This window comes from Paraburkholderia ginsengiterrae (assembly GCF_001645125.1).
Taxonomy (GTDB): domain Bacteria; phylum Pseudomonadota; class Gammaproteobacteria; order Burkholderiales; family Burkholderiaceae; genus Paraburkholderia; species Paraburkholderia ginsengiterrae.
Map to the genome: position 1 here is coordinate 48,728 of NZ_LXKA01000298.1, position 12,568 is coordinate 61,295.

The 12,568-nt window shown below is 63.4% G+C and carries 12 protein-coding genes; 4 read left to right on the forward strand and 8 right to left on the reverse strand.

Annotated elements, in window-relative coordinates; all coding sequences use genetic code 11:
* Positions 1-136: 136 nt before the first annotated feature.
* The 3 genes from A6V37_RS21120 to A6V37_RS21130 form a co-directional block, all read right to left on the reverse strand.
* Complete coding sequence (locus A6V37_RS21120; RefSeq protein ID WP_064269162.1) at positions 137-2,932, reverse strand: ATP-dependent Clp protease ATP-binding subunit; 2,796 nt, start codon at positions 2,930-2,932, stop codon at positions 137-139.
* 164 nt (positions 2,933-3,096) lie between these two features.
* Positions 3,097-3,477 carry a TraR/DksA family transcriptional regulator gene (locus A6V37_RS21125; protein WP_064269165.1) on the reverse strand — a complete coding sequence of 127 codons (381 nt, stop codon included), beginning with the start codon at positions 3,475-3,477 and terminating at the stop codon, positions 3,097-3,099.
* Positions 3,478-3,508: 31 nt separating this feature from the next.
* On the reverse strand, positions 3,509-3,706 hold the full coding sequence (locus A6V37_RS21130; RefSeq protein WP_064269167.1) for a hypothetical protein: 198 nt from the start codon (positions 3,704-3,706) through the stop codon (positions 3,509-3,511).
* Positions 3,707-3,909: 203 nt separating this feature from the next.
* On the opposite strand from A6V37_RS21130, the gene A6V37_RS21135 reads away from it, so the two are divergent.
* A complete protein-coding gene (locus tag A6V37_RS21135; protein WP_064269169.1) occupies positions 3,910-4,245 on the forward strand; it encodes a DUF6566 family protein in 336 nt (111 codons plus the stop codon).
* A 29-nt stretch (positions 4,246-4,274) separates the two neighbouring features.
* Here the strand turns inward: A6V37_RS21135 and A6V37_RS21140 are convergent, their stop codons facing one another.
* Together A6V37_RS21140 and A6V37_RS21145 are read right to left on the reverse strand one after the other, a co-directional pair.
* Positions 4,275-4,631, reverse strand: coding sequence for a host attachment protein (locus tag A6V37_RS21140; RefSeq protein ID WP_064269171.1), 357 nt, complete (start codon positions 4,629-4,631; stop codon positions 4,275-4,277).
* A 178-nt stretch (positions 4,632-4,809) separates the two neighbouring features.
* Positions 4,810-6,060 (reverse strand): arsenic transporter, encoded by a 1,251-nt coding sequence (locus tag A6V37_RS21145; RefSeq protein ID WP_064286312.1) that lies wholly within the window; start codon positions 6,058-6,060, stop codon positions 4,810-4,812.
* Positions 6,061-6,386: 326 nt separating this feature from the next.
* Here A6V37_RS21145 and A6V37_RS21150 point away from each other — a divergent pair, with 326 nt between their 5' ends.
* The 3 genes from A6V37_RS21150 to dinB all read left to right on the forward strand — a co-directional run bounded on the left by A6V37_RS21150 (position 6,387) and on the right by dinB (position 8,878).
* Positions 6,387-6,962 carry a YceI family protein gene (locus A6V37_RS21150; protein WP_064269175.1) on the forward strand — a complete coding sequence of 192 codons (576 nt, stop codon included), beginning with the start codon at positions 6,387-6,389 and terminating at the stop codon, positions 6,960-6,962.
* A gap of 46 nt (positions 6,963-7,008) precedes the next feature.
* The gene (locus A6V37_RS21155) at positions 7,009-7,587 is read left to right on the forward strand and encodes a YceI family protein (RefSeq protein ID WP_064269177.1); all 579 of its coding nucleotides are present in this window, start codon (positions 7,009-7,011) and stop codon (positions 7,585-7,587) included.
* A gap of 124 nt (positions 7,588-7,711) precedes the next feature.
* A complete protein-coding gene (dinB, locus tag A6V37_RS21160; RefSeq protein WP_064269179.1) occupies positions 7,712-8,878 on the forward strand; it encodes a DNA polymerase IV in 1,167 nt (388 codons plus the stop codon).
* On the opposite strand, the gene A6V37_RS21165 is transcribed toward dinB, so the two are convergent.
* The 3 genes from A6V37_RS21165 to A6V37_RS21175 form a co-directional block, all read right to left on the reverse strand.
* Positions 8,845-10,329 (reverse strand): heavy metal sensor histidine kinase, encoded by a 1,485-nt coding sequence (locus A6V37_RS21165; protein WP_064286313.1) that lies wholly within the window; start codon positions 10,327-10,329, stop codon positions 8,845-8,847. The two genes, dinB and A6V37_RS21165, sit on opposite strands and share 34 nt — an antisense overlap.
* Positions 10,326-11,012, reverse strand: coding sequence for a heavy metal response regulator transcription factor (locus A6V37_RS21170; protein ID WP_064269182.1), 687 nt, complete (start codon positions 11,010-11,012; stop codon positions 10,326-10,328). Before A6V37_RS21170 ends, A6V37_RS21165 begins: the two co-directional genes overlap by 4 nt.
* Before the next feature lie 79 nt (positions 11,013-11,091).
* The gene (locus A6V37_RS21175; RefSeq protein WP_082904865.1) at positions 11,092-12,522 is read right to left on the reverse strand and encodes an efflux transporter outer membrane subunit; all 1,431 of its coding nucleotides are present in this window, start codon (positions 12,520-12,522) and stop codon (positions 11,092-11,094) included.
* Positions 12,523-12,568 lie beyond the last annotated feature (46 nt).

Sequence of the window (12,568 nt, forward strand, 5' to 3'; positions counted from 1 at the left end):
ATCAAGACACCGCGACAGGCACAGATCGACCCGTGGCGGCAGAGCACAGTGCAGTAACACGTGTATCGGTCAGGCCGGGAGTCCGTACGCCGCCAGCGTTGGCGCAGCGGTGTCTCCCGGATTGTTGCGTAGATTACTACTTCGAGTTGGCGGTTGCAGTCGACCCAGCGCTGCCCGTCTCTTTGGACGCTTTCTTCGTCGCACGCCCGCTGCCGGCTTTGGCGCTTTTCGTCTTGGGGGCTTCCTCGGGCGGCACCTCGCTCCTGCTGAACTTCACTTCACCGCTTTCCTTGTCGTAACTTACTTCCACCGTGTCTCCAGACTTCAGGCGATCGCCGAGAATCTCCTTCGCGAGCCGCGTTTCCAGTTCCTGGCGAATCTGACGCTTCAACTCGCGTGCGCCGAACTCCGGCCGATAACCGGCGTCGGCGAGGTGATCGGTCAGCGTAGCGTCGATCTTGAGCGTAATGTCCTGCGCAGCCGCGGTACGCACCACGCGTTCGAGCTGGATCGACACGATCGAGCGGATATTCTCGCGCGACAGCCCATGAAAGACGATGATCTCGTCGATGCGGTTGAGGAACTCAGGACGGAAGTGGCCCTTGAGCACACCCATCAATGCTTCGCGAACCTCTTTCTCCGGTTGGCGATCGGCCTCGGGCTTTTCGAGGTTATCCATGATGATCGACGCCCCGAGGTTGCTCGTCGCAATGATGATCGTGTTGCTGAAGTCCACCACGCGGCCTTTGCCGTCGGTCAGGCGTCCGTCGTCGAACACCTGGAGCAGCACGTTGTTCACGTCGGGGTGCGCCTTCTCGATCTCATCGAGCAGGATCACGCTGTACGGGCGCCGCCGGACGCGCTCGGTCAGCTGGCCGCCCTCGTCATAACCCACGTAGCCAGGGGGCGCGCCGATCAGCCGCGCCACCGCGTGACGCTCCATGTACTCCGACATGTCGATGCGGATCACCGCCTGCTCGTCGCCGAACACTGTTTCGGCCAGCGCCTTCGCGAGTTCGGTCTTGCCGACGCCGGTGGGTCCAAGGAACAGGAGCGTCGCGATAGGCCGGTTTGCCTGGCCGAGCCCCGCACGCGACAGGCGCACGGCATCGCTCACGGCGACCACCGCGTCATCCTGGCCGACCACGCGCTCACGAAGTTTGTTCTCCATATCAATCAGCTTCTGGCGCTCTTCCTGTGTCAACTCCGTGACCGGAATACCGGTGAGACGCGACACGACTTCGGCGATCGACGCGACGGTCACCTCGAGCGTTTCCGAACCGGTCTTGCGCTGCCATGCCTCGGTCTGCTCATCGAGCTTCGCCTGCTTCTCGCCGATCCGTTCTTCGAACGACTTCGCCTCATCGAAGCGCTTGCGCGACGATGCATAGTCCTGCTCGCGTTTGAGCTGGGCGATTTCGGCCTCGAGCTCCTGGATCTCCGCGGGTCGCGAAGTCGCGCCGATGCGCACGCGCGCCGCCGCCTGGTCGATCAGGTCGATGGCCTTGTCGGGCAAGAAGCGCGTTGTAATGTAGCGGTCCGAGAGTTCGGCGGCGGCCACGAACGCATCGTCGGCAAACGTCACCTGGTGGTGCGCCTCGAGCTTGTCGCGCAGGCCACGCAGAATGACAATGGTCTGCTCGACCGTCGGCTCCGGCACCAGAACCGGCTGGAAGCGCCGCTCGAGCGCGGCGTCCTTTTCAATGTACTTCTGATATTCGTTGAGCGTGGTAGCGCCGATCAGGCTCAGCTCGCCACGCGCGAGCGCCGGCTTAAGCACGTTCGCGATGTCGAGGCCGCCTTCACCGCCGCCTTGCCCCGCGCCCACGATCGTATGCAGTTCGTCGATGAACAGAATCAGTTCGTCCTGTTTCGCCGTGACTTCATCGATCAATTGCTTGGCGCGTTCCTCGAATTCGCCACGATACTTCGCGCCCGCCACCATCGAATTGATGTTGACCTCGATGAGCCGCTTGCCGCGCAGCACTTCGGGCACATCCCCGTTGACGACGCGCTGCGCCAGCCCCTCGACGATCGCGGTCTTGCCGACACCCGGCTCGCCGATCAGCACGGGGTTGTTTTTCTTGCGCCGCGCCAGCACTTCGATCGTGCTCTCGATTTCCTGCGCGCGGCCGAGCACCGGGTCGAGCTTGCCCTGCCGCGCCATGGCCGTGAGGTCGCGGCCGAACTTATCGAGTGTGGGGGTGCCGCTTGGCGTGTCGACGCGACCGTCTTCCGCGCCTTTACCCACGACCTTGACGACCTTCTGCCGCAACGCCTCCGGCGTCACGCCATATTTCTTCAGCAGCGTGCCCGCGATGCTGTCCGGCACGGCCGCGAGCCCGATGAGCAGATGCTCCGGACCGACATAGGAATGCCCCAGATCGCGCGACGCCTGGAACGCGTATTGAAACGCCTTTTTCAAGCGGGGCGAGATCGTCATCCTGTCGATCGGCGCGTCGGGGTCGGCGGTTCCTGTCTGCGCGTGCTGATCGATGTATCCCTTGATGTCCTGCGGCGAGAGCTTGAGTTCTTTCAGCAGCGCTGTGCACACGTCGGTGTCCGCGAGCACGTAAAGCAGATCCTGAGTATCGAGTTCATTGCGGTGCAGTTCGTGCGCCTTCTCCGCGGCGCGCTGCAGCAATTCGAGCGTCTGTTCGCTGAAGGCGTCGGTGGCATCGACCGATTCGCGCGGCACCTCGGCGGCAAACTCTTCGTCGTCGTGCCCGGACTCGTGCCCCACGCCGCCGAAGAAGCGCGACAGGCCGCCGCCTCCCAGTAGCGAATCGAACGGGTTGAGCGCGCTTTGGTGCCGCATCAACTGACGGTAGTCGTAGTCGCAAATCGACATGGATTTCCGCTCGCCGTTCTGCACAACGGTCACACGGGCGACAGCGGGACGGGCATGGCAGATTTCACAGAGGGCTGGCATCGTAATCTCTCACCGTGATCAGAACGGAACTCGAGCGTGATTAGCATAACGAAACCCCACACACGCCCTTGAATTCTATGGATGGGTCACGAAGAAAGAAATATTGGTTTTTCCGATGATATGAATTGGTGACACACCATGACCGCCTGGGCAGCGACAAGCCTTTACTTGCCGGCCTCGCGGCTCTCCTGCTCGGCAACGGTCAGGATGGCCTCAGGCACGGCTTCGAGCCGGGCTTTCGGTATCGGCTCGCCACTGGCATCGGAGAGGCCATAGGTGCCCTCCGCGATCTTCCGCAATGCCCGCTCGATATCGCTAATGCGCTGATCATTCACGTTACGCAGCGACTGGTTAACCTCTTCCTGCGTCATGCCCTGCGCGTCGTCCTCGAACTCCTCGGCCTCGCCGCCGTGCTGCTCCTCATCCGCGCGCCGGTCGGCGATCGTGTCTTCCTCTGCGCCCAGCAATTGCTGGCGCATTGTCTCGAGGCGCTTGCGTTGCTGTGCGATGAACTCATCACTCAATGCGACCTGTTGTGCTGACATTGTTCCCTCCTGCGCCACGGCTGACGCGCAATCACGCGCCAAGCTCCTGAAATGCGTGGCCATTGGCCTCGAGTCCCTTGAGGATGTCGGGGGACAGCTCGCTTTGCCAGACATGGCCGTTGAGTTGCCAGTCACCCTGGTCAACGATATCGGGGAGCCCTGCTCCCGTGCGCACGTAGAGCCCGAGCGTCGGTTTCTTCAGGTTGATGTAGAAATCGAATTCCTGCATTTTTGCCCCCTCACGCAAGGTATGCTTTCAGTGCGTTGCAGCGTGAACGCCGGCCGCCGTTGCCTACCCACCAGAACAATATAGGCGACTCACGCAACATTAAAATCCTGACACGGATCATGCCAGCCGAAATTGCGGCATGATGACACTTGCGCAGAAGATCGACGTTTCGCGATTGGTTTCGCGATTGAAAGGAGAACACGATGCATGCAGGCCATGTTTCGTACGGCGAATTCGAGATCGTCGCGCACCCCGAGCGCAACGAGTACGGTGCGTGGGTCGCAAGCGTCAGCGTGAGTCTCGGAACCCGAACGATTGTCGATATCCGTCCGAAGACTGTTCAGCCAGAGTGGCTAACTGAAGAAGAGGCGATCAGAGACGGGGTGGAATGGGGATGCCGGTTCATCGACCGTGAGTTCAATTCGCAGCAGTCCCGCTCGTGGGTCGCCGACCGTTCCCGTGCGGAACAATGGTTCAGTCAAATCGAGAAGTCCCGCGGTTCCACACAAGCCGAACACCGCGACGACACCGCAACTTGACGCGCCGGTCACCGGCCCATCCTCGTCTGTCAGCCTCGCCGCAGGTGCGCCTCGATCTCTCGCGTGTTGAGCGCCAAAAGATCTTCGCTAATCTGTTCAAATATCAACCGCCGGGTCTCCCCGCTCAGATCCGCTCGCAGCATGCCGAGAAATTTGGGTTCGACGGCGAGTCGCAAGCGATGATAGACCTGATGCAACCGGCCCCGCTCCAGATAGTCGGCGACGCGCTTCGCGAACTTCTCGCGATCCTTCTCCGTTAGCATGGTGCCGGTATATTCGGTGTTGGTGATATCTTCGATTTCCTGCAAGTCGAGCGTGAGCCCAACTGTCTGGAAAACACGTGCGCGGCCGCCGTCAGCTACGACGAGCCAGGTCACTTCGTTCATCACGTACCTCCGGGCACGGTTTTTCCGCATGTACTGCACTTGCTTCGGCTCGCTCGTCACGATGCGTCCGAAGGCGCCACGGTCAGCTAACTCGTCAGTCAAAGATAGCAGTTCGGGCCTTATACGCCACGGTCGATTTACCGATTCATCGTATCGGTCGAAACCCGACCACCCCCACTCAACCCGTCAGCATCCGCGCGCCGAGCGCGAGTACCAGGGCCGGCAGCATCACCACTACCCCCACCTTCAGAAACGTCATGAAGCTCACGTCTTCGCCCTCGCGGCGAATCGCGTTGAGCCAGAGGATCGTGGCGAGTGAGCCGGTGATCGACAGGTTCGGGCCGAGGTCGACGCCGATCAGCAGTGCGTCGATCACACGTTCCGGACTATGCGCCTGCATCACGGTCGAACTGGCGATCAGACCCGCCGGCAGGTTGTTCATCAGATTGCTGCCGAGCGCGATGATGCTGCCCGCCCAGCCCGCGGTCGCAAGCTCGTCATGTTGCGCGCCGCGCTGCGCCAGCTCGGCCAGAGCCGAAATAACGCCGGTATGCGCCAGCATTTCGACCAGCACGAACAGCGCCGCGACCAGCGGCAGCACGCTCCACGAGATTTCGCGGATCATCGGCAGCGGCGATTTGCGCTCCTGGATCAGCACGACCACTGCGGTCAGCGTGCCGAGTATCGCCGTGGGCAGGCCGAGCGCGATATCGAACGCGGAGACGGTCAGCAGCACGACCGCCGTCACTGCAATACCCGCGAGGGCTACGCGGCCGCTAGACGACAGGACGAGCGGCTCGAGATTCGCCTCGCAGGTGCCGGCGAGCGCGTCACGCTGGGTCCAGCGCAGCATCAGATACGTGGCGACAATCGACAACAGCGAAGGCAGCGTGAAGCGCATCAGCCAGGCGCCGAGCGCGGGCGTGTGGTTGCCGTATAGCACGATGTTGGCCGGATTCGAGATTGGCAGCACGAAGCTCGCGGCGTTGGCGATGAACGCGCACACGAACAGCAACGGCAGCGGATGCGTCTTCGCTTTTTTGGCGGCGGCAAACACGGCCGGAGTGAGGACCACAGCGGTGGCGTCGTTTGACAGAAACGCGGTAATGACCACGCCGACCAGATAGACGAGCAGAAAGAGCTTGCGAGGCGACCCTTGCGCGTGATTCACGGCATACACGGCGACCCAGTCGAACAGGCCTTCACGGCGCCCCACTTCCGACAGCAGCATCATGCCGAACAGAAACAGATAGACGTCGGTCCCTTTGCCGATGGCCTCGATCGCCAGCGGCACCGGCAGGAGGCGCAGCGACACCAGCAGCAGCGCGCCGGCGACGGCCCAGACAGCCTCGGGCCATTTGAACGGCCGGGCGATGACGCCCGCGGTGGCGAAAGCGGCAATACCCCAAGACAAAAAGACGGAAGTCACAACATGAGCCCTGAATAATTGAGTGCGCGCGAGTGCGATGTTCTCTGCAGATTGCCGGAGGCATCCGTGCCACCCGTTCCCGCCGCCGCGCCATTTTAATCCAGTCACATTAGCGTCACTGCCAGAACGATCTGTTCACGCCTCGCGGCCTAGTCAGTTTCCGTTGACCTTCTTACTATCCGTGGTCTCCCGCAACACGCGACAACCCTCGCACCCGAAAGAATGAACACGTAACCGGCAGCGGGCCATTGACTACGGCATGTTGCCAATCTAATTCCCAACGGTGCGCAATTAACGCCCGCGGATTCGATAGGATGCGTCCCACCATGAAATCAAACCTTTACCACTCCATTCATCGCGTGACGCTCGCAGGCATCGCGGCCCTCTCACTGGCCGGCGCCAGCCTCGCGCACGCCGACATCGACACGAGCAAGAGCACGGTCGTCGCCACCACGAAGCAGATGAACGTGCCGGTAGACGGCAAATTCCGGAAATTCTCGGCGCAGCTGAATTTCGATCCGGCCAGGCCGGCCGCGGGCAGCGCCAATGTGTCGATCGACACGGGCAGCTATGACCTCGGCGCCGACGACTACAACAAGCAGGCCCAGGGCAAGGAATGGTTCGACAGCGCCACCTACCCGGCCGCGACGTTCGTCTCCAGCGCGGTCGCGCCGGCCGGCGGCAACCAGTACAAGATCACCGGCAAGCTCACCATCAAGGGCAAGTCGCAAACCGTCGTGGTGCCGGTCACCATTACCAGCCAGGGCGCCACGCAAACCTTCGACGGTGCATTGCCGGTCAAGCGCTCGCAGTTCGACGTCGGCACCGGCGAATGGAAAGACACGTCGGTGGTCGCCGACGAAGTCGTCATTAAATTTCACCTCGTCGCTTCGAAGAAATAACTCACTACTGAAGCGTCTCAGCACTTTTTGCAACCTGGAGTACACCTTGAAGAAAAACATTCTGATCGCCGCCGGCGCAATGGCCGCTGCCCTGTCGTTCAACGCGATGGCAGCCGACACGTACCAACTCGACCCGCAGCACACTTCGCCGAGCTTCGAAACCGACCACATGGGCGGTGTGTCGACCTGGCGCGGCAAGTTCACGAAGGCGAGCGGCACCGTGGTGCTGGACCGCGCGGCCAAGACCGGCACGGTCGACGTCACGATCGACATGAAGTCGGCGGATATCGGCAATGACAAGCTCGACGCGGAACTGGCCTCGGACAAATTCTTCGACACCGCGAAATACCCGAATGCGACCTACAAGGGCACGCAGATCCGCTTCGACGGCGACAAGCCGGTGGAAGTGATCGGCACGCTGACGATGCACGGCATCACCAAGCCGGTCAATCTGAAGCTCGATTCGTTCAAGTGCATCACGCATCCGATGCTCAAGCGCGAAGTGTGCGGCACGGAAGCGACCGCGACGTTTAACCGTGACGACTTCGGCGTCGACTTCGGCAAGGCCTACGGTTTTAACATGCAAACCACGCTGCACATCCAGGCTGAAGGCATCAAACTGTAACAGGCGCTCAGCCAGGCGTGCGTCAAGCGGTTGCGGCATGAACTGTTCGGCTCGTCCCGAGCCTAGCCTGTCCGTTTAAAGGGCGCACGGTAATATGACGGTTTAGCCACCGTTTCCGCGATTCATGAGCTCCGCCAACCGCCGCATCGCGCACCTCGACATGGACGCGTTCTACGCGTCCGTCGAACTGCTGCGCTATCCGGAACTGCGTGGCCAGGCGGTGGTGATCGGCGGCGGCCGCAATGCTGCGCCGCAAACGCTCGAAGACGGCACCCGCCGTTTTGCGAAACTGCGTGAATACGCGGGCCGCGGCGTGGTCACCACGTCCACCTATGAAGCCCGCGCGCTCGGCGTGTTCTCGGCCATGGGCATGATGAAGGCAGCCGTGCTCGCGCCGGACGCGATTCTGCTGCCCACCGACTTCGAGTCGTATCGCCATTACTCGCGCCTCTTCAAGGCGGCGGTCGCCACCTTCACGGACCGGATCGAAGACCGCGGCATCGACGAAATCTATGTCGATCTGACCGATCTGCCGGGCGAGCCGCGCGAGATCGCCGCGCGCATCAAGCAGGCGGTCAATCAGGCCACCGGCCTCACCTGCTCCATTTGCGTGGCGCCGAACAAGCTGCTCGCGAAAATCGGCTCCGAACTCGACAAACCCGACGGCCTCACGATCCTCACCCCGGCCGATGTGCCGTTGCGCGTCTGGCCGTTGCCGGTGCGCAAGGTCAACGGCATCGGGCCCAAGGCCGCGGAAAAACTGACCGCGCTCGGCCTCGCCACGGTCGGCGACCTGGCGGCGGCGGACGCCGGCCTGTTGCAGGATCACTTTGGACGCAGCTACTCGGCATGGCTCGTGCAGATTGCGCAGGGCCACGACGAGCGGCCGGTGGTGGTCGAATCGGAACCCAAGTCGATGAGCCGCGAAACGACTTTCGAGCGCGATCTGCATCCGCGCCACGACCGGCCCGCGCTGTCCAGTTCGTTTACCGGCCTGTGCGTGCGGGTCGCCGAAGATCTGGTGCGCAAAGGCTATGTGGGGCGCACAGTGGGCATCAAGCTGCGCTACGACGATTTCCGCACGGTCACGCGCGACCTGACGCTGGACGTGCCGACCGCGGACGCCGCCGAGATCCGGCGCGCCGCGACCGAATGTTTGCGCCGCGTGGAATTGAACCGCAAGCTGCGGCTCCTCGGCGTGCGTGTCAGCGCGCTAAGCCCGGCCAACGCGCAACCGCCGCAGCGGCGTTTGCCGGTTCAGGCCGACTTGCCCTTCACCAGCGACGAGTAAGCGGCACCGTCCGCCGCCGCAGTGGCCGTAGCCGCGTTGGGGCGCGCCGCCGGCACGCCGGCCTCCATGTGCGGGGCCGCCGCGACTGCATCAACCGCAGCAACCGAGAAAGCAAACGTGTTGGTGCCGTGCGCGGTGTGCGCCGACACGGTGCCGCGGTGCATCTCCGCAATTGCCTTCACGATCGCGAGACCCAGGCCGTGGTTTTCGCGGCTGTTCGTGCGCGAGACTTCCGCGCGATAGAACCGGTCGAACAGATGTTCGAGCACACCTGCCGCGATCGGCTCGCCGGGATTGGCGACCGACACGCGCACCTGATCGCCGTCGCGCGCAATCGTCACGCTGATTACGGCACCGGGTTCGCAGTGCTGGATCGCGTTCATCAGCAGATTCGTGCAGGCGCGGCCGAACAGCGAGCGGTTCTCGCGCGCCGGCGCGTCGCCGCGCAATTGCGCATGCACGCGCGCTTCCTCGAGCGGAATCTCCAGAAACTCCAGCGTATGCGCAACTTCCGCGGCGAGCGAGACCTCCACGAGACCCGTTGCACGCTCGCCCTGATCGGCGCGGGCGAGGAACAGCATGTCGTTGATGATCGCGCGCATGCGCTCGAATTCCTCGAGATTCGATTGCAGCGTATGGCGCAGATCGTCGACCGAGCGATTGCGGGTCAGCGCCACTTCCGTTTGCCCGATGAGAATCGTCACCGGCGTGCGCAGTTCATGAGCGACGTCGGCATTGAACGACTCCAGCCGCCCATACGCGCCGTCCAGCCGTTCCAGCGCGCCATTGAAGGAGTTGGCCAGATCGTTCAGTTCGAGCGGCAGCGAGGCCGTATTCAAGCGCTGTGAACGGTTGTTCGGACTCACCGCCGACGCGTCGCGCGTCAGGCGCGTGAGCGGCGCGAGACCGATGCGCGTCACCGAGTAGCTGAGCAGAAGCACGGCGAGACTGCCGATCGCCGACAGCGCCGCCAGCGCCGAGGCGAACACCCGCATGGTGCGGGCGTTAGGCGAATAGCTAGCCGCCACCTGCAACTGAACCGGCGGACGCGTGGCGTAAGCCGGTATCGTCACCGTGGACGTGAGCATGTCGGGGCCGCCGCCGGCGGGCTTCACACGCGTGTAACCGCCCGGCCAGTTCGTCACCACCGTGCCTTCGACCGGTTTGCCGAACTTGAAATACGGATCGGTGCTCGCCACCGAATACATCGTGCTGCCGTCGTGCGGCGTCATGTCGGTGAGTTTTTCGCGGCACATGCGCCATTTGTCCGGCGTCACGGCGTGATAGACGATGATGCGCGCGATCTGCGTACGATCGTCGAGCGACTCGCGCAGATGGTGTTCGAGTTGCGTGCGCAGCACCAGAAACAGCCCCGTGCCGACCAGCGTGAACACGGACAGCGCGACCAGCGCGAACATCAGCGCCAGACGACGGGCGATTGAACGGTTCATGGCTGCTCCGCCTCCTCACGCACTTCGAGCACGTAACCCATGCCGCGCACGGTGTGCAGCAGCTTGGAGGGAAACGGGCCGTCGAGCTTGGCGCGCAATCGTTTGATCGCGGTCTCGACCACGTTGGTATGACTGTCGAAGTTGACGTCCCAGACGAGCTCGGTAATCGCCGTCTTCGAGAGAATGTCGCCTTGCCGGCGCGCCAGCACGCTCAGCAGCTGGAATTCCTTGGCGGTCAGGTCGAGTCGCACGCCGTCGCGCGTCGCGCGCCGGCCGATCAGATCGACGAACAGATCGCCGACAGAAATCAGCGTCGACTCCTGCGAACGGGTGCGGCGCGCCAGCGCGTGCAGCCGCTCGACCAGTTCGAGAAACGAAAACGGTTTGGTGAGGTAGTCGTCGGCGCCTTCGCGCAGGCCGCGCACGCGGTCGTTCACATGATCGCGCGCGGTGAGCATGATGACCGGCGTGGATTTGCGCATGCGCAGCGCTTTCAGCACGCTGAAGCCGTCGCGCTTGGGCAGCATCACGTCGAGGACGATTACGTCGTAATCGAATTCGGTAGCCAGGTGCATGCCTTCCTCGCCATCGAGCGCGACGTCGACCACCCAGCCCTGCTCTGTCAAACCGGAGCGCAGGTAGTCCACCACCTTGTGCTCGTCTTCAACAATCAGCAATTTCATGCGCGTCCCCTTGTATCCGCATTATACGAAACGCCTTGCATTCCTTTTGCTCGCGCCTGCCGCGTCGTGATCCGGCCGCTCACCGCGCGGGAGCCAGCGCCTGCGTCGATTCGCCGGATCGGGCGTCCTGCTGCGCGCCAGCCTCCCAGCCGCCGCCGAGCGCCTTCACCAGCGATACCGCCAGCGTCATCTGCTGGCCGTGAATCTGCACGTCCTGGCGCTCGCTGTTCAGCAGCGACTGCTGCGCGGTAATCACGTCCAGATAGGCGACGAGGCCGCCCGAATAGCGGTCGTTCGCCAGCGAAAGCAGATGCTGGGCGTCGGTGACGGCCGCGCGCGACTGTTTCGCGGCGCCGTCCAGCACCGAGAGTCCGGTGATGCCGTCCTGCACCTGCTGGAACGCGGCGAGCACCGTCTGCCGGTAGTTCGCCTCCGTGGCCTTGTAACCCTCGCTCGCGAATTTCACGTTGGCCGCGCGGCGGCCGCCGCCGAACAGCACCTGGCCAACCGTCGCGCCGAGTGTCCAGAACAGCGTGGGCGCACTCACCAGGCTCGCCAGTTGCGTGCTCTCCCAGCCGATGCCCGGCGTCAGCGTCAGGCTTGGAAAGTACGCCGCCTTGGCGACGCCGATCTGCGCGTTCGCCGCCGCCATCGCACGTTCCGCCGACGCGACATCCGGCCGCCGCTGCAACACGTCGCTGGGTACGCCGAGCGGTATCGCCGGCACCTGGGGGTCGAGCACCTTCGGCGCGATCGAGAATTGCGGCGCGGGCACGCCGACCAACGCCGCGATCGCGTGTTCGTACTGCGCGCGCTGATTCAGCAGCAGTTGCGCCTGCACGCGCGTCGAGTCGAGCAGCGACTGCTGTTGCAGCACATCGAGTCCCGATACCGCGCCGAGCTCGTGCTCGGAGCTGACATAGTCGAGCGCTTTCTGTTGCAGCTTCACCGACTGGTTCAGCACGTCGATCTCGGCGTCGAGTTCGCGCAGCGAGTAGTAGTCCGTGGCGAGATCGGTCGTGAGGACGAGCCGCGCGTTGGCGAGGTCATCCGCCGATTGCTGCTCGGACGCCGTCGCGCCCTCCACTTCCCGACGTATCCGGCCGAATAGATCGGTGTCGTAGTTGATCGACGGGCCGAACTGCACATTGTTCTGCACCGTCGAGGTCGTGGGCGTGGCGTAATTGCTGAGCGGCCGGTCCTTCGAGATCCTGAAGCGCGAGGCCGATGCCGCAAGATCGACTTCGGGAATCTGCTGCGCGCGGGTGTTGGCGAGCGTCGCCTTGGCTTGCTCATAGTGCGCGCCGGCTGCCACCAGCGTCTGATTCTGCGCGAGCGCCTGCGTTTCCAGCGTGGCGAGCGTGGGATCGTCGAACGCGCTCCACCAGTCCGGCGCAATCGGCGCATGCGAAGGCACGGCCACACGCCAGTAGGAATCGGTTTGCCAGGCAGGCGGCACCTCGGCCTGCGGCCGCTGATAGTCAGGCCCGACCGTGCACGCCGCCAGCATGGCCGTGCCCGCCAGCGCGGTCAGCGCCGTTAGCGCACGGCGGGAG